This window comes from Enterobacter sp. N5-15 (genome assembly GCF_057221635.1).
In genome coordinates, this window is sequence record NZ_CM170150.1 from 2,008,876 (window position 1) to 2,029,668 (window position 20,793).

Annotated in this window: 23 protein-coding genes and 2 tRNA genes; 10 read left to right on the forward strand and 15 right to left on the reverse strand. The window is 55.8% G+C overall.

Annotation, left to right across the window (positions count from 1 at the left end; all coding sequences use genetic code 11):
- Positions 1-35 precede the first annotated feature (35 nt).
- Positions 36-245, forward strand: coding sequence for a fumarate hydratase FumD (gene fumD, locus AC2TE5_RS09555; RefSeq protein WP_008500615.1), 210 nt, complete (start codon positions 36-38; stop codon positions 243-245).
- Here fumD and AC2TE5_RS09560 read toward each other — a convergent pair.
- From AC2TE5_RS09560 to AC2TE5_RS09575, 4 genes are read right to left on the reverse strand one after another with little or no spacing between them, the layout of a single operon-like run.
- Positions 226-912: an amino acid ABC transporter permease gene (locus AC2TE5_RS09560; protein ID WP_484613105.1), complete on the reverse strand. Its 687-nt coding sequence runs from the start codon at positions 910-912 to the stop codon at positions 226-228. The two genes, fumD and AC2TE5_RS09560, sit on opposite strands and share 20 nt — an antisense overlap.
- The gene (locus AC2TE5_RS09565; RefSeq protein ID WP_121423477.1) at positions 896-1,672 is read right to left on the reverse strand and encodes an ABC transporter permease subunit; all 777 of its coding nucleotides are present in this window, start codon (positions 1,670-1,672) and stop codon (positions 896-898) included. The genes AC2TE5_RS09560 and AC2TE5_RS09565 overlap by 17 nt, the downstream gene beginning before the upstream one ends.
- A complete protein-coding gene (locus AC2TE5_RS09570) occupies positions 1,672-2,487 on the reverse strand; it encodes an amino acid ABC transporter ATP-binding protein (RefSeq protein ID WP_484613106.1) in 816 nt (271 codons plus the stop codon). Before AC2TE5_RS09570 ends, AC2TE5_RS09565 begins: the two co-directional genes overlap by 1 nt.
- A gap of 2 nt (positions 2,488-2,489) precedes the next feature.
- A complete protein-coding gene (locus tag AC2TE5_RS09575; RefSeq protein ID WP_183078906.1) occupies positions 2,490-3,320 on the reverse strand; it encodes an ABC transporter substrate-binding protein in 831 nt (276 codons plus the stop codon).
- A gap of 245 nt (positions 3,321-3,565) precedes the next feature.
- Between AC2TE5_RS09575 and AC2TE5_RS09580 the strand changes: the two genes are divergently transcribed.
- Together AC2TE5_RS09580 and AC2TE5_RS09585 are read left to right on the forward strand one after the other, a co-directional pair.
- Positions 3,566-3,733 (forward strand): hypothetical protein, encoded by a 168-nt coding sequence (locus tag AC2TE5_RS09580; RefSeq protein WP_014831607.1) that lies wholly within the window; start codon positions 3,566-3,568, stop codon positions 3,731-3,733.
- A gap of 144 nt (positions 3,734-3,877) precedes the next feature.
- Positions 3,878-5,284 carry a DUF1996 domain-containing protein gene (locus AC2TE5_RS09585; RefSeq protein ID WP_484613327.1) on the forward strand — a complete coding sequence of 469 codons (1,407 nt, stop codon included), beginning with the start codon at positions 3,878-3,880 and terminating at the stop codon, positions 5,282-5,284.
- A gap of 45 nt (positions 5,285-5,329) precedes the next feature.
- On the opposite strand, the gene AC2TE5_RS09590 is transcribed toward AC2TE5_RS09585, so the two are convergent.
- Positions 5,330-5,470, reverse strand: a complete 141-nt coding sequence (locus AC2TE5_RS09590) for a hypothetical protein (RefSeq protein WP_008500607.1) — start codon at positions 5,468-5,470, stop codon at positions 5,330-5,332.
- Between the two features lie 125 nt (positions 5,471-5,595).
- Between AC2TE5_RS09590 and AC2TE5_RS09595 the strand changes: the two genes are divergently transcribed.
- The gene (locus tag AC2TE5_RS09595) at positions 5,596-6,378 is read left to right on the forward strand and encodes an MBL fold metallo-hydrolase (protein ID WP_484613107.1); all 783 of its coding nucleotides are present in this window, start codon (positions 5,596-5,598) and stop codon (positions 6,376-6,378) included.
- Positions 6,379-6,450: 72 nt separating this feature from the next.
- On the forward strand, positions 6,451-7,086 hold the full coding sequence (locus tag AC2TE5_RS09600; RefSeq protein WP_023335425.1) for a carbonic anhydrase: 636 nt from the start codon (positions 6,451-6,453) through the stop codon (positions 7,084-7,086).
- 28 nt (positions 7,087-7,114) lie between these two features.
- Here the strand turns inward: AC2TE5_RS09600 and AC2TE5_RS09605 are convergent, their stop codons facing one another.
- The 4 genes from AC2TE5_RS09605 to mdtK form a co-directional block, all read right to left on the reverse strand.
- Positions 7,115-8,710 (reverse strand): FAD-NAD(P)-binding protein, encoded by a 1,596-nt coding sequence (locus AC2TE5_RS09605; RefSeq protein WP_484613108.1) that lies wholly within the window; start codon positions 8,708-8,710, stop codon positions 7,115-7,117.
- 118 nt (positions 8,711-8,828) lie between these two features.
- A tRNA-Val gene (locus AC2TE5_RS09610) sits at positions 8,829-8,905 on the reverse strand.
- A 4-nt stretch (positions 8,906-8,909) separates the two neighbouring features.
- Positions 8,910-8,986, reverse strand: a tRNA-Val gene (locus AC2TE5_RS09615).
- Positions 8,987-9,139: 153 nt separating this feature from the next.
- Positions 9,140-10,513, reverse strand: a complete 1,374-nt coding sequence (gene mdtK / locus AC2TE5_RS09620; RefSeq protein WP_484613109.1) for an MdtK family multidrug efflux MATE transporter — start codon at positions 10,511-10,513, stop codon at positions 9,140-9,142.
- A gap of 225 nt (positions 10,514-10,738) precedes the next feature.
- Here mdtK and AC2TE5_RS09625 point away from each other — a divergent pair, with 225 nt between their 5' ends.
- Positions 10,739-11,383, forward strand: coding sequence for a riboflavin synthase (locus tag AC2TE5_RS09625; protein WP_023311347.1), 645 nt, complete (start codon positions 10,739-10,741; stop codon positions 11,381-11,383).
- A 31-nt stretch (positions 11,384-11,414) separates the two neighbouring features.
- On the opposite strand, the gene cfa is transcribed toward AC2TE5_RS09625, so the two are convergent.
- Positions 11,415-12,563, reverse strand: coding sequence for a cyclopropane fatty acyl phospholipid synthase (cfa, locus tag AC2TE5_RS09630; RefSeq protein ID WP_484613110.1), 1,149 nt, complete (start codon positions 12,561-12,563; stop codon positions 11,415-11,417).
- A gap of 298 nt (positions 12,564-12,861) precedes the next feature.
- Positions 12,862-14,061 carry a purine nucleoside transporter PunC gene (gene punC / locus AC2TE5_RS09635; RefSeq protein ID WP_484613111.1) on the reverse strand — a complete coding sequence of 400 codons (1,200 nt, stop codon included), beginning with the start codon at positions 14,059-14,061 and terminating at the stop codon, positions 12,862-12,864.
- Between the two features lie 114 nt (positions 14,062-14,175).
- Between punC and punR the strand changes: the two genes are divergently transcribed.
- On the forward strand, positions 14,176-15,087 hold the full coding sequence (gene punR, locus AC2TE5_RS09640) for a DNA-binding transcriptional activator PunR (protein WP_023311350.1): 912 nt from the start codon (positions 14,176-14,178) through the stop codon (positions 15,085-15,087).
- 17 nt (positions 15,088-15,104) lie between these two features.
- On the opposite strand, the gene purR is transcribed toward punR, so the two are convergent.
- Positions 15,105-16,130, reverse strand: coding sequence for an HTH-type transcriptional repressor PurR (gene purR / locus AC2TE5_RS09645; RefSeq protein ID WP_023335431.1), 1,026 nt, complete (start codon positions 16,128-16,130; stop codon positions 15,105-15,107).
- 297 nt (positions 16,131-16,427) lie between these two features.
- Here purR and cydH point away from each other — a divergent pair, with 297 nt between their 5' ends.
- Both cydH and AC2TE5_RS09655 read left to right on the forward strand, forming a co-directional pair.
- Positions 16,428-16,517, forward strand: a complete 90-nt coding sequence (cydH, locus tag AC2TE5_RS09650) for a cytochrome bd-I oxidase subunit CydH (RefSeq protein ID WP_008500596.1) — start codon at positions 16,428-16,430, stop codon at positions 16,515-16,517.
- A gap of 163 nt (positions 16,518-16,680) precedes the next feature.
- Positions 16,681-17,847, forward strand: coding sequence for an MFS transporter (locus AC2TE5_RS09655; protein WP_121423486.1), 1,167 nt, complete (start codon positions 16,681-16,683; stop codon positions 17,845-17,847).
- A 38-nt stretch (positions 17,848-17,885) separates the two neighbouring features.
- Here AC2TE5_RS09655 and sodB read toward each other — a convergent pair whose 3' ends face one another.
- Both sodB and AC2TE5_RS09665 read right to left on the reverse strand, forming a co-directional pair.
- Positions 17,886-18,467 carry a superoxide dismutase [Fe] gene (gene sodB, locus AC2TE5_RS09660; RefSeq protein ID WP_023311353.1) on the reverse strand — a complete coding sequence of 194 codons (582 nt, stop codon included), beginning with the start codon at positions 18,465-18,467 and terminating at the stop codon, positions 17,886-17,888.
- Positions 18,468-18,589: 122 nt separating this feature from the next.
- Complete coding sequence (locus AC2TE5_RS09665; RefSeq protein WP_032657756.1) at positions 18,590-19,363, reverse strand: C40 family peptidase; 774 nt, start codon at positions 19,361-19,363, stop codon at positions 18,590-18,592.
- Positions 19,364-19,701: 338 nt separating this feature from the next.
- Between AC2TE5_RS09665 and grxD the strand changes: the two genes are divergently transcribed.
- Positions 19,702-20,049: a monothiol glutaredoxin 4 gene (gene grxD / locus AC2TE5_RS09670; protein ID WP_003832760.1), complete on the forward strand. Its 348-nt coding sequence runs from the start codon at positions 19,702-19,704 to the stop codon at positions 20,047-20,049.
- A gap of 75 nt (positions 20,050-20,124) precedes the next feature.
- Here grxD and rnt read toward each other — a convergent pair whose 3' ends face one another.
- Positions 20,125-20,784, reverse strand: coding sequence for a ribonuclease T (gene rnt / locus AC2TE5_RS09675; protein WP_159513975.1), 660 nt, complete (start codon positions 20,782-20,784; stop codon positions 20,125-20,127).
- Positions 20,785-20,793: the final 9 nt, after the last annotated feature.

A 20,793-nucleotide genomic window follows, 5' to 3' on the forward strand; every position in this document is an offset into this window, starting at 1 on the left:
AAGCTCAACGTTTAAAAGGCAATGGAGTGATGACGATGGGTAACGTGACCAAAGATGAAGCGCTGTACCAGGAGATGTGCCGGGTGGTCGGGAAGGTGGTGCTCGAGATGCGTGATTTAGGGCAGGAGCCAAAGCATATTGTCATTGCCGGAGTCCTGCGTACCGCGCTGGCGAACCAGCGCGTTAAGCGCAGTGAATTGACAACCGAAGCGATGGAAACGGTGGTTAAAGCGCTGGCCGGGTAAAGCGCCAGCGTTTTGCAAGCTGCTCGAGCGAGCAGCAGAGCAGGTAGTAGACCACGCCCGTAAAGATAAAAATGGCCGCCGGGTAGATTTGCACCCGGTTGTTGACCTGTCCCGCCACCGTGGTCAGTTCCGGTACGTTCACGATAAACGCCAGCGACGTATCCTTCAGCAGGCTGATAAATATCCCCACCAGCGACGGCAGAATATTCCTCAGCGCCTGCGGAAGCAGCACGCGCAGGAGGGTTTGCTGCGTGCTGAATCCCTGAGACAGTGCGGCCTCGTACTGCCCGGACGGTAGCGCGTTAAGCCCGGCCAGTACCGAGTGCATTACGGTTGCCGCGGTAAACCAGGCCAGGGCCAGCGTGACGGTAAGCGCCCCCGGCAGATCGCCTCCGGTCATAAGCGGCAGAAGATACCACATCCAGAAAATCACGAAGATGAGCGGGATACCGCGAATCAGCTCTGCCCACAAAAAGAGGGCCTTTCGCACAAGCCCGGTAAAGCGCCAGGCCAGACACGCGAGCACTATCCCTCCGGGCAGAGCGATGACGGAGGCACCAACCGCCATCATCAACGAGAGCAGTACGCCCCCCGGTTCACCCGTTGCCGCGCGGCCCCACAGCAGGTAATCGAGGTTATCGGTGATGACATTAAGTCCGGCAATCATGTTTTTCACTCCCTGAGGTGGCGACGTTTGGGCGTTTACGTTTCGCTTCAGGTCCGATGCGAACCAGCACCATCCCCATGACCAGGCCGGTCAGCAGATAGAGTGCGGTTCCGAGGGTAAATGCCTCTAGCGCGTGCGCGTTATAGCTCTCGATCTGCCTGACCTGATAGGTCAGCTCGGCAAAGCCAATTCCGCTTGCGAGCGAGGAGAGCTTCATCAGATTAAGGTACTGGCCCACGACCGGCTGCCAGGCGTTGGCCAGACCCTGCGGCAGAAGGATGTAACGAAACAGACGCCACGCGGAGAATCCCTGAGCGAGCGCCGCCTCCCGCTGTCCGGCAGGCACGGAACGTAACCCCGACTCCACCTCTTCGATTAAAAACGCCGAGGTAAAGACGCCCAACCCCCAGGCAGAACATAAAAATTCGGGCGTAAACCACCAGACGTCGCCGGGCAGAATTGACCAGCTGTGATCCGCGTTCACCGCGTCGCGGAACGCCTGCGGTAGTCCGTTCCAGGCGGCAAAATACCAGAACAGCAGCTGCACCAGCAGCGGCGTATTGCGAAACAGCGACACCCAGCTGCTGACGACCGCGTTCCCGAGGCGTCCGCCGGAAAGGCGCAGAAGCATAAAGAGCAGTGCGAGCAGGCTGGCCAGCAGCATCCCGGCAAGCGTTACCCACAGGGTGGTGAGGAATCCGGAGAGTATCCACTGCAGAGGCTGTCCGGTCAGTACCCCCTGCCAGTCCAGCGCGGGCATTACAGATGCTCCTGATGCAGCGGGTTGAGTACCTTTTGCAGGAACCGCTGCGCGCGCGGATGCGACGGCCGGCTGAAAAACTGCGCCGGCGGAGCGGTTTCCAGAATTTGCCCGCCGTCGATAAAGACAATCCGGTCGGCAATTTCCCGGGCAAACTGCATCTCGTGGGTCACCACGATCATCGTGATCCCGCTGTGGGCGAGGGCTTTCATCACGTACAGCACTTCACCAATCATCTCCGGATCCAGCGCGGAGGTGGGTTCATCGAACAGGATGATTTGCGGTGAAGAGGCCAGGGCGCGGGCAATCGCGACGCGTTGCTGTTGTCCACCGGAAAGCTCTGCCGGGAAATGGTGGGCTTTTTCCAGCATCCCGACCTTTTCCAGCAGGGCCAGCGCGCGCTCCTGGGCAGGCTGCGGCTTCCAGCCGTGAACGTGCTCCAGGGCCAGGGTAATGTTCTGGCTGGCGGTGAGATGGGCGTAAAGATTGAACTGCTGGAACACAAACCCCACGCGGCTGCGCAGCTGGCGCAGCCCGCTACCGGAGAGCTTTGCGGTAGGCTTGCTGTCGACCAGAATCTCCCCGCCGCTCAGGCTTTCAAGCTGGTTGATGAGACGAATCAGGGTGGATTTACCGGAACCCGAGGGGCCGAGGATGGCGACCACTTCACCGGGCGTGATGGTCAGATTTATGTCGTTTAAAACCTGATGGTCACCGTAGCGTTTGTCCACATGACGAAACTCGACGCTGGCCTGTTCCAGATGTGAAAAATCCGCGGCACCGGCCGCGGAGTGTGAAAATAAACCTGAGAGCATAATTACCTGGCTTCTATTTTAAAGGCGCGAGGCTGTGGAGCTGGGGTGCCTGGACCAAACCAGACGTCGTAGATTTTTGCCGCCTGGCCGTTCTTCTCAAGATTAACCAGCTCGTCGTTAACGGCCTTCAGCAGCGCCGTTTCACCTTTTTTCACCCCAACGCCAATCTCTTCTTTGCTCAGCAGATCGGGCAGGATTTTGAAGTTCGCTTTATCCGGCGCCTGCGCCAGCAGACCGGCCAGAATGGTGCTGTCCTGGGTAATGGCCTGCACGTTTCCATTGCGCAGTGCCGTCAGCGCCAGGGGAATATCGTCATAAGAGAGCACGCGTGACTGCGGGAAACGCTGGTGCAGCGCCTGCTCGCCCGTCGTTCCTTTGACCGCGCCAATGCGCGCCCGGCTGTAGTCATCAAGCTTGTCCGGTGATTTAGCCGGAACCAGGAACTGCTGGCCGGTGACGAAGTAAGGGGTTGAAAAATCAATCACCTGCGCGCGTTCCGGGGTGATGGTAATATCCGCCACGATCAGGTCTGCTTTCCCGGACTGCAGCAGCGGAATACGGTTAGCCGGATTGGTGGCAACCAGTTCAAGCTTCACGCCGAGCGATTTTGCCAGCGCTTTGGCGAAGTCCACGTCATAACCCACGATCTCGTGCGTTTTTGCATCAATAGAGCCAAACGGCGGGTTGGCGTCAAACGTGGCCACTTTCACCACCCCTGCGGCCTTAATATCCGCCAGCTGATCGGCCTGTGCCTGTGCTGAAAGCAGGCTCCCCGCCGCCAGTAATCCCAGAACCAGTGTCCGTTTGGTAAACCCTTTCATGTTTGCTGCCATAGTCATTCGCCATCCCGTTGTTTTTGTTTTACCCCGCTACGCTCCCATAAGCGAAAGCTATCGCCAAATAAGAAATCGTTCTTTGCTATGAGCAAAAAAGCATTAGTGAACAAGGTGTTAATGAAGAGTGAAACGAACGGGATGCTATTTGCAAATCCTGCACATCGACAGTGGATTTTGGTATTTCCCCCGCGCGGCATTTGAGTGTTTAACTGAGGTCAGACACGGCGAGAGATGGTAAGACGATGAAAAAGTGGATCAGCACGTTACGGCGGTTTTTTGCGACCCGACCAGTGAATGCGGAGAACAGCGCGCAACGTGTTCTTGAGTCAATACTGCCTGTCGCCAGCCTGTATGGCGTGGACGTTGCCAACATTGACCCGGAGTGGTTCCATGATAAAACGTCACGCTGAACTGCGCCGCACGCGCGAAACGTACTGGAACGAGGTGTGCGTGACGTCTGTAAAGCCTCAAAAGACGGAAAAGTACGCCGTAAATCATTCGGTTAAATAGCCCGCTTTTGTTACCAATGTGTCCTTTCAGTCATGGAGAAAATGATGAAACGGACCACGGTAACATGCGCGCTTTCTGTCCCTGCGCTACTTTTCACACTTCATTCGGCACACGCCGCACCTCAGGCGCACGTTGTTTGCAGTTACTCCCATACCCTTGGCGATGATGCCATTATGATGTACGGCATGCCCAACGAGGCCATGCTGCACGACTTCTTCGGCAACGTGCAAACGGATGCTTACGCCAGCCGTGAATCCCTGCGCAGAGATGAAAAGACCACCTGCGATAACAAAGCCGACAGCTCGGCATACTGGGCACCTTCGCTGCGCCTGCCTGACGGCACGGTCGTAAAGTCGGCGTATCAAAAAACCTATTATCAGGCGTCGAACGTGGACGTCTGGCCGCTACACCCTTTCCCGGCGGGGCTGTCGCTGCTGGCGGGCGACCACCACGGTAGCGCGCCAAATCCACATATCACCTTTTTATGCGCCAACGGCAAGGGTTACACCACCAGAACCGGTGAGGTCTGCGGCTTGCGCAAAGCCAACGATGCCGTGCAGTTCAATATTGGCATTCAGTTTCCGAACTGCTGGGACGGAGTAAACCTGAAGCCTGCCCACGGTCTGATGAACGCCACCTACGACATCAAGGGGCAGTGCCCGTCCGCGTTCCCGGTAAAAATTCCCACCGTGAACATGAACATTGCTTACGTGCTCCCGACGATTAGCTCGCTTGATACCAGCAAAGCGCAGCTCTCACTCGACCCCGTCATGCACGGCGATGAGCGTGAAGAGCGGTGGGGTAGCCTGTACACGGCGCATGCTGACTTCATGAACGGCTGGACGGAAGACGCCGCGCGCTTTATGACGGACCTGTGCATGAACCGTGGGTTAGATTGCGGCACCACCGTCCCGTATGGTTATTCCAGGGCGAAGGCCAACGTCTGGCTCAGCAGCCTGGAGCCAGAACTCTCCCAGCCAGAACCGCAGGTTTTACTGGTGCAAGACAACTGGCAAAACGGGGGGCGCACGAAAAATGGCGAAACGCTGTCGCTGGTGAAGTTTCACATTCCTCCGCTGCCAGTCGGGCAGGATCCTTCGCAGTTTACATACCGCGTGCGGATTTATGGCGGGAAAGTGGAAACTGACGGTGCCGATCAGATCTTCTTCTATCCGGCCAGCAACGACTGGGATCCTGCTACCGTGAGATGGGCCTCGCGTCCGGCCTGTAACTATCGCTCAGACGCCGTGCTCTATCTGAACCATTCTCGTGAATACCGGATGGTGGACGTGGACAAAGCCGTGCGTAAGGCGCTGGCGGAAGGGAAAACCGAAATTTCGTGGTACATCGGCGGTGACCGCCAGGGGAATCACTACCAGTTCGAACCGGCTTCTTCATCAGAAAGCCTGGTGCTGATGCTGACGGGGTTTAAAAAGACGCCCGAGCTGTAATCCCCCCGCTGAGAAAAAAAGCACCGGTTTCCCGGTGCTTTTTTATTAGATCTTGCAGGCGTCGCCGCAGTCGTCGTCGGCGATAATCGCCTGCGCTTTTTTGTCTGCATCGTCCAGACGTTCCGCATTACGCTCTTCGGCTTCATCCAGACCGTTAAAGACTAAGTTATCGAGATCAATTTCCATGTGGCACCTGCTCTGTTCAGTATGTGATTCTGGCACAGTATAGGGCAAAAAAAGCCAGCAATGTACCTCGCAGCACATAAGGATAATCCCTGCCATACTCAGTGCTTTATCGCTGAGGAGAGCACATGATTACACTCTGTGAAACCTGTGGAACCGCCTACGATACGCAGCCGGACCGATGTCCGATTTGCGAGGACGAGCGCCAGTACGTGCCCGCCACGGGCCAGGCGTGGACCGATCTCGACACCGTCACCGCCACGCATAGCAACAAATGGCAGCAGCTGGAGCCGCGGCTGTTTGGGATCAAAACGGTCCCTGCGTTTGCGATCAACCAGCGGGCGCTGCTCCTGCAAACGCCTCACGGGAATATCCTCTGGGACTGCATCGCCAACCTCGACGCCGCAACCAAAACGCTCATTACCGCCCTCGGCGGCATCAGCGCGATTGCGATTTCACATCCGCACTATTACACCACGATGCAGGAGTGGGCTGCGGCGTTTGATGCGCCGGTGTACCTGCACGCCAGCGACCGAGAGTGGGTCATGCGCGACAGCCCGGCCATTCATTTCTGGGAGGGGGATGCGCTGGACGTTTTCCCGTCGGTCACTTTGCTGCGTCTGGGCGGGCATTTTGCCGGTGGAACGGTGCTGCACTGGCAGGAGGGGGGCGGGGTACTGCTGGTGGGCGATATTCTACAGGTCACGCCGGGTAAAGACGCCGTCTCGTTTATGTGGAGCTACCCGAATTATCTCCCACTGCCGGCCCGCGCCGTGGCGTCGGTCGTGGGTCATCTGGAAGGAAAAACCTTTGAACGTCTTTACGGCGCGTTCGAAGGGCAGAACATCCAGTCCAGTGCGGACGAGATTGTGCAGCGGTCGGGCCAGAAATATATTGCTTGTCTGAAGTAAACCACGATGGGTAAACTTTACGAGTGTGATCTCGATCATACCTAAACTAAAACAGATAAAAGAGACATTGCTATGCAACATATCATTGAAGGTTTTCTCAGCTTTCAAAAAGAGATTTTCCCGCAACGTAAAGAACTCTTCCGCAGTTTAGCGTCCAGCCAGAATCCCAAAGCGCTGTTCATCTCATGCTCCGACAGCCGTCTGGTCCCGGAACTGGTCACCCAGCAAGAGCCAGGACAACTCTTTGTCATTCGTAATGCTGGCAACATCGTGCCGCCTTTCGGGCCGGAGCCTGGCGGCGTGTCCGCCACCATCGAATACGCCGTTGTGGCGCTGGGCGTCACGGATATCGTGATTTGCGGTCACTCCAACTGTGGCGCGATGAAGGCGATTGCCGATAACGCGAACCTGGAGCCGATGCCTGCCGTGTCACACTGGCTGCGCTATTCTGACGCGGCGAAAGCCGTGGTTGAGAAGAAAACCTGGGACAAGCCGATCGATAAAGTCAATGCGATGGTGCAGGAGAACGTGTTTGCGCAGCTGAGCAACATTAAGACCCATCCGTCCGTCGCGGTGGGCCTGCGTAATAACTCTATCCGACTGCACGGCTGGGTGTACGACATTGAAAGCGGCAAAATCCTTGCACTGGATAAAGAGACGAAAACCTTCGTTTCGCTGTCTGAAAACCCGGAAGTCTTCTTCGAGTAATCAGCAACAGCAGGGCATGGAAGCCCTGTCAGTTCTCAATAAACGGCAATCTCCGCCGCGATCCGGACGCGGGTTTTTCCGCCGCCTTCGCCATTGCTTCCGCAATCTCTGCACACTCCGCCAGCCCCTGAACGAAGGGACGATCGTGCATCAGCCACGGTATCGCGCCGAAGGCGATGCGCCCGCGAACGGTGTCAGGCGCTTTTAAGGTGTAATCCTCGCCGATGTCGGGTATCTCTTCGCCCGTGGCTTCCAGCTGTTTGCGCAGCGTCGGGAAGGGCAGATCTTTCGTTTTGAGCGGCTTTTGGCCGCGCGCATCAATAAAAACGTCGAAGCGGTAAACGGTCTCTTTTGTGGTTATCACCGTTCGATCGCTGCCAACATCCAGCGTGTAATCGTCACCGAGCGCAGCCACGCTAACGATGCCGGCTTCGCGAAGCGCGAGCAGCCTGCGGATCGACTGCGGAGGAATGGCCGCATAGTTGTCGATAAATACCCGGGCCAGGCCTTGCTTAAAGCGCTCTCTGTCCTCTTCGTCGAGGTGGGGGACAATCTCCTGAACCACCTCATGCAGCCGAAGGACGGCATAGCGCCAGGCCACGGTGCGCTGTTCGCGTTTATTTTTCTCAACTTCTTTCAGGTTATCTTCCGCCCAGGTAAAGGGGCCGTGCCGTTTACGATCCTCAAACCAGGCCTCACGGATGCTGTCCGCATTCTGCTTATGCAGCGATATTTTCTCGCACCACGTCGGGTCAGCGAGCTGAAGCTCTTTGACCATCAGGGTAAAGATGCGGTCGAGCAGGCCATCCGATCCTTTCGCAATCTCGCTTTCAGCCGCGCGTTCGGTCAATACCGATAGCGGTTCGTAAGGGATAGGGCAGTAAAAATCGGCTTCCGGCAGAATGCCCGTCCGGGACATCAGAACAATCTTCAACGCGTCGCTACCTTTATCCAGCACGAATTTATCGTCGCGAAACGCACCGTGCTGCATCACTACCGCCATGGCCGCGTCGAGACCGCTTAACGATGTCCCCATAATACCGACGCGGCAGGGAGGAATACGGGCGTCCATCAGACCGGACCAGGGGCTTGGGAAGAACGTGCGCGTGGCTTCATCCTCTTCGGGCCAGACGTGGCCGGTGGCGATAACCGCAAGGTCGAATTGATCGGGCAAGACGCTGCCGTTTACGGAAAGCGTAACGCCGGTTGTTGTGGGAATGATGTCTGTGACCTTCGCAGATTCATGGACATCAACGTTGAATCCCAGCCTTTTTGCCTCTTTTACGATGGAAAGAAAGCTGTCGCGGAAATACTCACCCAGCAGGAGCCTGGGCAGGAACTGCCGGTCATGCAGGCGGGCTTTATCAACCTTAAAGCGCGCAAGATGGGCGTCACTCTGTTCCTTGAGCCAGTCGAGGTAGGTCATAAAAATGGGCGGGATTTCAATGCTCGCAATGTTCGCCAGCATCAGACGAGAGTTATCGTCGTCGTTATAGGGCATACCCACGCCAGCGTCTTGGGATTGTTCAAAGATGGAAACTGAGAGCGGCGTGCTGTTTTTAAGGAGATGATAAAAAGTGTAAATCCCTGTGGGGCCGGAGCCGATAATCGCGATTTTCTTCATCGACGGTCTTCCTGTTTTTTTTCCATAAGAAAAGCGTAGCAGGAGAATAATGATGAAAATAAGGGATTAGGAAAATTCAGGATATCAGAAGAGGATTTGCACCATTTCAGGACTGAAATGGTGCGTCCGAGTGGACTCGAACCACCGACCCCCACCATGTCAAGGTGGTGCTCTAACCAACTGAGCTACGGACGCAGAATGGTGCGTTCAATTGGACTCGAACCAACGACCCCCACCATGTCAAGGTGGTGCTCTAACCAACTGAGCTATGAACGCAACGTGTTGTCGGTGACAACGGGGACGAATATTAGCGGCAGAGCACCAAGGTGGCAAGAGGGAAAATGCATTTTTCTCTCTGATTTCACGCGATTGCTTCATTACCGCGCAAAGTGAAGAGAAAGTAGCCGCCAGGGGGCGGCTACTGCGTCGTTAACGTGCAGCGCGTTGCAAAATAACCGTTGATGGCTGGCGCTGCAGGAAGCGCATACGCATCATCATCATAATCGCCGCTGACGTCAGGCCGATGATAAAGCCCATCCAGAACCCTGCCGGACCCATGCGATCCACCACCAGATCGGTGAGCGCCAGGATATAGCCAGCCGGCAGTCCCAGCACCCAGTAGGCGATGAAGGTGATAAAGAAGATGGAGCGCGTGTCTTTATATCCGCGCAGCACGCCGCTGCCAATCACCTGGATGGAGTCAGAGATCTGGTAAATCGCGGCCAGCAGCATCAGGTGCGAGGCCAGCGTCACCACTTCCGGATTGTCGTTATAGAGCAGGGCAATCTGCTCGCGTAATGCAACGGTAAAGAGCGCCGTACAGATAGCCATGCAGACGCCGACGCCCAGCCCGGTACGGGCGGCCGTTTGCGCATCCAGCGTTGAGCCCTGGCCCAGGCGGAAGCCCACGCGGATCGTCACCGCCGCCGCCAGCGACATCGGCAGGACGAACATCAGGGAGCTGAAGTTCAGCGCAATCTGGTGCCCGGCCACGTTCACAATGCCCAGCGGGGAGACCAGCAGGGCGACCACGGCAAACAGGGTCACCTCAAAGAACAGGGCGAGGGCAATCGGCAACCCTAACTGCACCAGACGCGTCATGATGTTCCAGTCCGGCGTGCTAAATCTGTTCTCGTTGCGAATATCGCGCATGGAACGGGCGCGTTTTACATAGGTGATCATCGCGAAAAACATCACCCAGTAAACGGCTGCCGTCGCCACGCCGCAGCCGACGCCGCCCAGCTCCGGCATCCCGAAGTGACCGTAAATAAAGACATAGTTCACCGGAATATTGACCAGCAGGCCGATAAAGCCCATCACCATCCCGGGCTTGGTTTTCGCCAGGCCCTCACACTGGTTACGCGCTACCTGGAAAAAGAGGTAGCCGGGCGCACCCCAGAGCAGGGCGCGCAGATAGCCCACGGCTTTATCAGCCAGTGCCGGGTCAATGTTATGCATAGCGCGAATGATATGGCCCGCGTTCCAGAGCACGACCATGATCAGCACGGAGACAAACCCTGCCAGCCAGAAACCCTGACGAACCTGATGGGCAATGCGCTCGCGACGACCCGAACCATTGAGCTGAGCGATAACAGGCGTGAGCGCGAGCAGCAGACCGTGGCCGAACAGGATGGCCGGAAGCCAGATTGACGTGCCGATAGCAACGGCCGCCATATCGGTGGCGCTGTAGCCACCTGCCATTACCGTATCCACAAATCCCATTGCGGTCTGGGCCACTTGCGCGACGATCACTGGTATAGCCAGTGCCAATAACTGGCGCGCTTCATTCATGTACTTCTGCACGTGAACACCTTTATTTTGTAGTTATTTGAGAGACTAAAAAAGCCGCCGAAACGGGCAGCAAGAAGAAAATGCAGGGGGGTGCCAGCTATTGTAGCGGGCTTTAGCTATTTATCTAGTGAAAAAATCGCCAGAAAATGCGCTCCGCTGGCAACCTGTTTTTCCAACTGTTATTGTGGTGGGATTAAACGGTGTCACCACCGTCCGGAAAAAACAGGAGTTGTAAGCATGTTTACTGGTATTGTGCAGGGCACCGCCAAAGTGGTGTCCATTGATGAAAAACCTAATTTCCGTACTCATGTTGTTGAGCTGCCGGAATATATGCTTGAGGGCATTGAAACCGGCGCGTCGATTGCCCATAACGGCTGCTGCCTGACCGTTACCGAAATTAACGGCAACCAGATCAGCTTTGATTTAATGAAAGAGACGCTGCGCATCACCAACCTGGGCGAGCTGGCGGTGGGAGATACCGTCAACGTTGAGCGTGCGGCGAAGTTCAGCGATGAGATTGGCGGCCACCTGATGTCCGGGCACATCATGACCACCGCTGAAGTAGCGAAAATCGTGACCTCGGAAAATAACCGTCAAATCTGGTTTAAAATGCAGGATCCTTCATTAATGAAATACATCCTCTATAAAGGATTTATTGGCATTGATGGGATTAGCCTGACGGTGGGTGAAGTAACGCCAACGCGTTTTTGCGTGCATTTAATTCCTGAAACGCTGCAGCGCACCACGCTGGGTGCGAAAAAACTGGGGCACCGCGTGAATATCGAAATCGATCCGCAAACCCAGGCGGTGGTGGATACGGTTGAGCGCGTGCTGGCCGCAAAAGAAGCGGCAATAATAAAGACCGCCGCAGAAGAAGAATAAAAAAATAACCCCGGGCTTCCGGGGTTATTTTTTAGCGTGCGACACGGAGTCCGTGTTCAATCCCACGGCTGAATACTACCTGCCAGAGCTGAATATCCCGTGCGCGAAACGCCCCCGCGCAGGCATTCAGATAATAGCTAAACATCCGCTTGAATCGTTCAGAATAGTTGTCCGCAATCTCAGGCCAGGTCTCCTGAAAACGCGCATGCCATGCCATCAACGTGGTGTCGTAATCCGCGCCAAAGTTATGCCAGTCTTCCATCACGAAATGGGGTTCACTGGCGTTGGCAATCTGGCGAACGGACGGTAAACAGCCATTCGGAAAGATGTATTTGTTGATCCACGGGTCAACGTTATTGTCGGTCCGCTTAGAGCCGATGGTGTGCAGCAGGAAGATGCCGTCCGGTTTGAGATTACGATCCACCACCTCAAAATAGGTATCGTAGTTTTTCGGCCCGACGTGCTCAAACATGCCGACGGAAACGATCCGGTCAAACTGTTCGTTCAGGTCACGGTAATCCTGCAGCCGGATATCGACATCGAGACCCTGGCAGCGCTCTCGCGCCATTTTTTGCTGTTCCGCTGAAATCGTCACGCCGACGACGCTGACGCCATAGTGCTTCGCCATAAAATACGCCAGCCCGCCCCAGCCGCAGCCGATATCCAGCACGCGCATACCGGGCTGCAGCTGCAGCTTCTCGCTAATCAGACGCAGCTTGGCCTGCTGGGCCTCTTCAAGCGTCGACGCCTCTTTCCAGTAGGCGCAGGAGTACTGCATGAAAGGGTCCAGCATACGGCTGAACAGGTCGTTGCCAAGATCGTAGTGTTCTTTGCCAACGATCCACGCGCGTTTTTTACTTTGCAGATTGAACAGTCGGGTAGATGCGACGCGCAGGGTGTCTTTCAGATTGCGAGGGAGTTGATTTTCAAGACCGGCACGCAGCACGCTGGCGAAAAAGGTATCCAGACGTTCGCACTCCCACCAGCCGTCCATATAGCTTTCTCCCAGGCCTAACGATCCCTCCCGCAGCACGCGTTTAAAAAAGTCGGGATGTTTAACCTGAGGATCGGATGGCGATGATCCATTGATAGTGATGCCTGCTCGACCTAACAGTTCACTGACGATCCGGGACCAGTTATCGTCCGGAACGCTGACTTCTTCTATACACGATGAACTCATAGCTTCTCCATCACCCTACTGTGATCAGAACCTTAAAACAGCGTAGACGCTTTTTTTGGTTTGTGAGAAATCTCACGGTAAATACCGCGAGGCTAATATCCGACGTAGAACAGAGGAAGGGAGATAACCCTTGCCGAAATGCCTTCCATGGTAAAACGGGAGCGCTCCGGCTCCCGTTAACACTTAATATTTATCGTATTTAATCGAACCAAATTTAGTATAGGCCTCAAAATTTGGTGATTCAATAGAAAATTGTTAGCAACCTAATCACTGAAAATTAACATGATTTCCGGCGCGATTATGCATGCGACGTTTCAACCTGAGTGCGGTTGTCCTGCTCGCGCTGCGCGGCTGCCTGCATGCGATAGCCCATCACCGCCAGCGCAACCGTGACCAGCATTACGCTGGTGGTGGTCAGGAGCGGCGTGGCAATCAGCGCCGAGACCACCAGGCTTGCCAGGAAGCACAGCCCCAGCTGCAGGGTGTTCTGCAGCGCGGCGGCGCGGCCCGTCGCATGCGGGAACGGACGCAGCGCCTGGGCCACGACAATCGGGTAAATCGCCCCGTTCGCGACGGCCATCACGCAGAATGGGATCAAAATTTCAGCCAGACCGGCACCCGGAATAAAGCCAACGGCCCAGGTCCCGATGACGCTCAGCGCATACAGCACCAGCAGCCATGGCAGCATCTGCTGACCTTCCCACTTCTGCAGCGCCGCGCGGCAGCCGTACCCGCCCACCAGGAACGCGATAGTCTGCGGAACATAGCTCAGGCCGATGGCTGCCGGGCTGTAGCCCATATCATGCAGAATGAACGGCGAACCGGTGAGCCATGCGAAGAAGCTGGCCGAGCAGGCGGCATAGATCAGGACATTACCGCGATACGCTTTGGTGCTGAACAGGGACGTGAAGGTAATCGGCTTCGCGTCAGCATGCGCTTCTTTTTTATGCGCGGGCTTGAGGGCGAACGCCGGCAGCATCAGTACCAGGGTAATGGCAAACAGCGTGGCGAAGATGGCCTGCCAGTCGAAATGCGCGAGGATCCAGCTGCCCAGCAGGGGAGCGAGGGCAGGTGAGAGACCCACCAGCGGCATAATGGTGGCGAAAATACGGTTAGTGCGGTTAGCCGGGTAATAGTCGGTGACCAGAGCCTGCCAGGTCACGGCCGCGGCACAGACGCCCACGGCCTGAATAAAACGCAGCACCAGCAGCCAGGTGGCATCGCGTACCCATAACATCCCCAGGCAGCCCACGGCAAAAATGGCCAGGCCCAGCAGCAGTACCGGTTTACGACCAAAGCGGTCCGAAAGCGGTCCCCAGAGAAGCTGTGCGAAGGCAAAACCGGCGAGGAATAAACTCAGGCTGGCGCTGATGGCGGCAGCCGGGGTGTGCAAATCTTCCTGCATGGCGGCAAACGCCGGCAGGTACATATCGGTGGCCAAAAAGCCCAGCACGCTTAAGCCGCCGAGCCAGACTAAAAAACCGTTCCTGAGTTGCATTATTTTATTCTCCTGAGGAGGCAGGTATACAGTGGCGCTGAGTGTAGGGAGTGCAAAGCCGCTTGTGAAACGCTAATATTTGGCGGGTGCATTCAAATTTTTTGCAGGCAGAAAATGTGGTCAGATTATTCTCTTGAAGTGGTCGATGCTGTTGCGCGTAACGGTAGCTTTAGCGGTGCGGCGCAGGAGCTGCACCGCGTCCCTTCGGCAATCAGCTATACGGTGCGTCAGCTGGAGGAGTGGCTGGCGGTTCCGCTGTTTGAACGGCGGCATCGTGATGTGGAATTAACGCCCGCAGGCGCATGGTTTTTGAAGGAAGGGCGTTCTGTTATCAAAAAAATGCAGATCACCCGCGAACAGTGTCAGCAGATCGCTAACGGCTGGCGGGGACATCTTTCCATCGCGGTGGATAACATCGTTAAGCCGGAACGCACCCGGCAGATGATCGTCGACTTCTATCGTCATTTTTCGGATGTCGAACTGCGGGTCTCGCAGGAGGTGTTCAACGGCGTCTGGGATGCGCTGGCTGACGGCAGGGCAGAGATGGCGATTGGGGCCACGCAGGCGATCCCGGTCGGGGGGCGTTACGCCTTTCGCGATATGGGGATGCTGAGCTGGAAGTGCGTGGTGGCAAGCGATCATCCGCTGGCGGCGATGGAAGGGCCGCTGAGCGATGATACGCTGCGCAACTGGCCGTCGCTGGTGCTGGAGGATACGTCCCGTTCATTGCCCAAGCGTATCACCTGGCTTCTGGACAACCAGCGGCGGGTGGTGGCCCCCGACTGGGAATCGTCGGCGACGTGCCTCAGCGCCGGACTGTGCGTCGCAATGGTGCCCGTTCATTTCGCGCGTCCGCGCATCGATACCGGAGAGTGGGTTGAGCTGACGCTGGAGAATCCGTTCCCGGATGCGGCCTGCTGCCTCACCTGGCAGCAAAATGATGTCTCGCCTGCGATGGCCTGGCTGCTGGATTATCTGGGAGATAGCGAAACGCTAAACCGGGAATGGTTACGGGAGCCAGCATAGCTGGCCCCGTAAAGCGATTAACGACGGTAGTCGCGGAACGGACCGTCCGCAACGGAACGGCGTTCGATAAGACGCGGGTGAACTTCAATGGACTGCGACTCTTCACGCTTGTTGACGATCCTGTCCATCAGCATATTGAAGGCCGTTTCGCCCAGCGAATCTTTCGGCTGGTGAATGGTGGTCAGCGCTGGCGTGAAGAAACGCGCGTTACGCACGTTGTCATACCCGATCACAGAAATATCCTGCGGGACTCGCAGGCCCAGCTCGTCGGCAGCACAGAGCGCGCCCATCGCCATGATGTCGCCCCCGCAGAAAACGGCGGTCGGACGGTGCGGCTGGGAGACAATCTGCTGCATCGCGCGGTAGCCCGATTCCGGCTCAAAGTCACCCTGCACAATCCAGTTTTCCGGCACGTTGATCAGCGCTTCTTCCATCGCTTTCATAAAACCGGCCAGACGGCCCGCGCCGGTGTTGCGCTCCAGCGGACCGGGGATCACGCCAATCTCGCGGTGACCGCGTTCGATCAGATAACGACCGGCCATATAGCCGCCTTCAAAGGCGTTATCGATAACGGAATCGGTGAAATCCGCGCGCGCTTCGCCCCAGTCCATGACCACCATGGGAATGTGGCGATACTCTTCCAGCATCGACAGCACGGATTCCGGGTACTCGGAACACATCACCAGCAGGCCATCAACGCGCTTTTGCGCCATCATCGACAGGTAGGCGCGCTGTTTTTCAATGCTGTTCCACGCGTTGCCCAGAATCAGGGTATAGCCTTTCTGGAAGCAGTTTTTTTCAACCGCTTCAATGATCTCGGCAAAATAGGCCGCTTCACTGCTGGTCGCCAGCAATCCAATAGACTTGGTGTGATTAACCTTGAGGCTACGCGCAACCGCGCTTGGCGAATAGTGCAGCTCTTTGATCGCTGCCCAGACGGCATTGCGCGTCTCTTCCGCCACGAAGCGGGTTTTGTTAATTACATGTGATACGGTTGTAGTGGAAACGTTTGCGCGTTTTGCTACGTCTTTAATTGTTGCCATTAAATGTCACTCCAGACCATATCCTAAACTCCTGAAAAACTTGAAGGTAAACGTTTGCCTTCTCTCACCCTTATCTCGCAATGTTGAATTGCGGCACGCCGGGAAAACGACACGGGACGTCAGGAGGGGGTCAATGGCCGGTACGCTAATAAATTTAGCGTGGAATTTTGTCCTATCTTGATGAAAAGGGGAAGAGGTAAAGTGGTTATCAGTATAAATCCAGGAAGATTTTTGACGTAATCTGTGCAAAAATGAGCAAGCTCACTTTTCGTGTGGGGATTAAAAGGAGAAAAATTGATGAGTTCCGATCTTAAGTTTTCGCTGTTCACCACCGTTGTTGTGCTGGCTCTGATTGTCGCGGCCGGTCTGACGGCTGCGCTGCACTGATTTACGCGGAGGGAGAGCCTTCTCCCTCCCGACTCCCCGGATTGTTACTTCTCTGGCAAAAATCTTTTGCCATTTTGTTAACTTCTCATTTTTTGTGATTGATGTCATGCTTTCCGCTTCTTTGTTCTGTGTCACCACATGACACGGCATCCGGAGTTGACGCATGAAAATCAATTTTCCCCTGCTGGCCCTGGCGATTGGCGCTTTTGGGATTGGCACCACTGAATTCTCCCCGATGGGGTTACTGCCCGTTATTGCCCGGGGCGTAGACGTCTCGATCCCTGCGGCTGGCATGTTAATCAGCGCCTACGCCATCGGCGTGATGGTAGGAGCGCCGCTGATGACGCTTCTACTTTCGCACCGCGCGCGCCGCAATGCGCTGATTTTCCTGATGGCGATTTTCACCCTGGGCAACGTGCTTTCGGCCATTGCGCCGGACTACACCACATTGATGCTCTCACGCATTCTGACCAGCCTTAACCACGGCGCGTTCTTTGGGCTGGGGTCGGTCGTTGCTGCCAGCGTGGTGCCAAAACATAAGCAGGCGAGCGCTGTGGCAACCATGTTTATGGGGCTAACGATTGCCAACATCGGCGGGGTGCCTGCGGCAACCTGGCTGGGGGAAGCGATCGGCTGGCGTATGTCTTTCCTGGCGACTGCCGGGCTGGGCGTGGTTGCGATGGTGGCGCTGTTCTTCTCCTTGCCGAAAGGCAGCGCGGGGGAACGTCCTGACGTGCGCAGAGAGCTGTCGGTGCTGATGCGCCCGCAGGTGCTCTCCGCGCTGCTCACCACCGTGCTGGGGGCAGGGGCGATGTTTACCCTCTACACCTATATTTCACCGGTCTTGCATGACATCACCCACGCAACGCCTCTCTTCGTGACCGCGATGCTGGTGCTGATTGGCGTAGGCTTCTCGATCGGTAACTATCTCGGTGGGAAATTTGCCGACCGTTCCGTGAGCGGGACGCTGAAGGGCTTCTTAACCCTGCTGATTGTCATCATGATTGCCATTCCGTGGCTGGCGCGTAATGAGTTTGGGGCCGCGATCGCGATGGTCGTCTGGGGAGCTGCCACTTTCGCCGTGGTGCCGCCGCTGCAGATGCGCGTGATGCGCGTCGCCCATGAAGCGCCGGGCCTCTCATCTTCGGTCAACATCGGTGCCTTCAACCTGGGTAATGCGCTCGGTGCGGCGGCCGGTGGGGCCGTGATTTCGGGGGGACTGGGGTACAGCTTTGTGCCGGTGATGGGGGCGATTATTGCCGCGCTCGGCCTGCTGCTGGTGATGATGTCGGGTCGTAAACAGCCTGAAGCAGCCTGCGCTGCGGAATAAACCAAAAACGCAGAAGGGCGAACCCTTCTGCGTGTCTCTTACGCGGCGAAGTTCTTCGCGACAAAGTCCCAGTTAACCAGTGCCCAGAAGTGCTCCAGGTAGTTCGGGCGCGCGTTGCGGTAATCAATGTAGTAAGCGTGTTCCCATACGTCTACGGTCATCAGCGGCTTAGCGCTGGTGGTCAGCGGGGTGCCCGCGTTAGAGGTGGAAACGATAGCCAGTTTGCCATCCGCCTCTTTAACCAGCCACGTCCAGCCAGAACCGAAGTTCTTGATGGCTGCATCGGTAAATTTCGCTTTGAAATCCGCGAAGCTGCCAAATGCGGCATTGATAGCGGTAGCCAGTTCACCGGCAGGTTCACCGCCGGCATTCGGCGCCAGGCAGTGCCAGTAGAAGGTGTGGTTCCACACCTGAGCCGCGTTGTTAAATACGCCACCCTCTGAGCTGCGGACGATCTCTTCCAGCGTTTTGCCTTCAAAATCGGTGCCCTTGATCAGATTGTTCAGGTTGGTGACGTACGTCTGGTGATGCTTGCCGTAATGGTATTCCAGGGTTTCCGCCGAAATGTGCGGTGCCAGGGCGTCTTTTGCATACGGTAGTGCAGGTAATTCGAACGACATTGCTTCTCTCCTTATTGTATTTTGCGTTGCCAATAACCACACAGACAACAAGGACAGGATAGCAAATTGAAAGGGTATGCAAAAGAGGAACTTACCCCGCCACGGATGTGGCAGGGCAGGGGTTAGCGAATGGTTTTCGGCGTCATCACGCGACGCGCGCCGACGTAGTGGCGTAGCCAGTAGTCTTCACTGAGAGAGGTGATCTGAATATCCTGGCCGCTACGCGGAGACTGGATGAATTTCCCGTTGCCGACATAGACGCCGACGTGGTCAGCCGTACCGCGACCCTGGGTGCGGAAGAACACCAGATCGCCGTTTTCCAGCTCACCGCGGTCAACCGGAGAGGCATCGCGCAGGTGGTACATCTCATTGGCGGTACGAGGAATGCGGAATTTGACCAGATCTTTATAGGCGTAATAGACGAGGCCGCTGCAGTCAAACCCGGTACGCGGCGAGCTGCCACCCCAGTGATAAGGTTTGCCAATCTGCCCCATCAGTTTGTTCATCGCGGTTTTTTGCGCTTTCTGTACACGCACTTTATGCACTTCCGCTATTTTCGTGACCTTCGTGCATTTCGCCTTGTGGCCTTTACGCGTGATGCATTTTTCAGTAACGAGGTTAGCGGCGGTTTGCGAAGCTTTACTTTTGGCGGAGTGGGCAGTGCGGGAAGGTTTTGTTTTCGTCTTGCTGGAAGCGGTCTGTTTCGTTTGAGCCGGTGTTTTTTTCTTGTCGTTCTTAGCGGTGGTTTTTTTCTTACGTTCTGTGGCTTTCACCAGATGGTTTTTTTGTACAGCAGAATGCCGCGCCTGCTGAGAGGCGTTTGCCACTGGCGTGAAAGTGAGTGAAGTAAACAGTAAAGCACAGAGCGTGATCGAGATTTTATTTATCCGCGCCACTGGGCAGTCCCCTGATTAATGCAGGTCATCAATAATACCCGCGTGTGATTTACAAAGCCCGTCGATTCTAATCTATAAAAACCCAGAAAGTTAATAGCATTTTTCAATCTACAATCGTGTTTCGTTAGCAAGTGCAAAAAAATTCATCGTTCTGTCGCACATTTGCCCACTCCCTAAGCAAAACCCTGACCGCCGCAGGGGTAAACACCATTTGCAATGCAACTTTTCGTGACTCGGGGTAGAATGTATAAACGTGACAAAAATGTTATTTTCCGATGCCAGTCTGACCCGCTACAATGTCAGACGAATGCCGTAACAGAAGTTAAAGGAAGCAAGACATGAGCACCACTATTGAAAAAATCCAGCGCCAGATCGCTGAAAACCCGATTCTGCTGTATATGAAAGGTTCTCCGAAGCTGCCAAGCTGCGGCTTCTCCGCACAAGCGGTTCAGGCGCTGTCAGCCTGTGGTGAGCGTTTTGCTTACGTTGATATCCTGCAGAACCCGGACATCCGCGCTGAGCTGCCAAAGTATGCTAACTGGCCGACTTTCCCACAGCTGTGGGTTGACGGTGAACTGGTTGGCGGCTGCGATATCCTGATTGAAATGTATCAGCGCGGCGAACTGCAGCAGCTGATCAAAGAGACGGCGGCGAAGTACAAAACTGAAGAGCCGGACGCAGAGTAATTTTCTGCGCAAATAAAAAAGCGACCCGCTATGTGGTCGCTTTTTTTTTGTCGGGTGGCGCTGCGCTTACCCGACCTACGATTGGCGCTCGGCCTCATCACCCATCGGCAGCGGCCAGCCGCCCAGACGCTTCCAGCGGTTGACGATCTCACAGAACAGCTCTGCGGTGCGCTCCGTGTCGTATAAAGCGGAATGTGCCTGCGTGCCGTCAAACTCAATCCCGGCCGTGATGCAGGCCTTTGATAACACCGTTTGCCCCAGGGCCAGGCCGCTCAGTGCGGCGGTATCGAAGGTCACAAAAGGATGGAAGGGGTTGCGTTTGAGCGCGGCGCGCTCGGCGGCGGCCATGGTAAAGCTATGATCGAAGGTGGCGTTATGGGCCACCATGATGGCGCGGCTGCAGTTACTCTCTTTCATGCCTTTACGCACCATTTTAAAAATGGCGTGCAGCGCATCATATTCACTCACTGCACCACGCAGCGGGTTATGCGGATCGATACCGTTGAACGCCAGCGCTTCCGGCTGTAAGTTTGCCCCTTCGAAAGGTTCAACGTGGAAATGCAGCGTGGTGTCCGGGATAAGCCAGCCCTGTTCATCCATCTTCAGCGTGATGGCGGCAATTTCGAGCAGCGCATCGGTTTTAGCGTTAAATCCGGCTGTTTCTACATCAATGACAACGGGATAAAAACCACGAAAACGGTCGCACAGACCGCTAAATTGAGCGTTATCGGACATCAGGGTCTC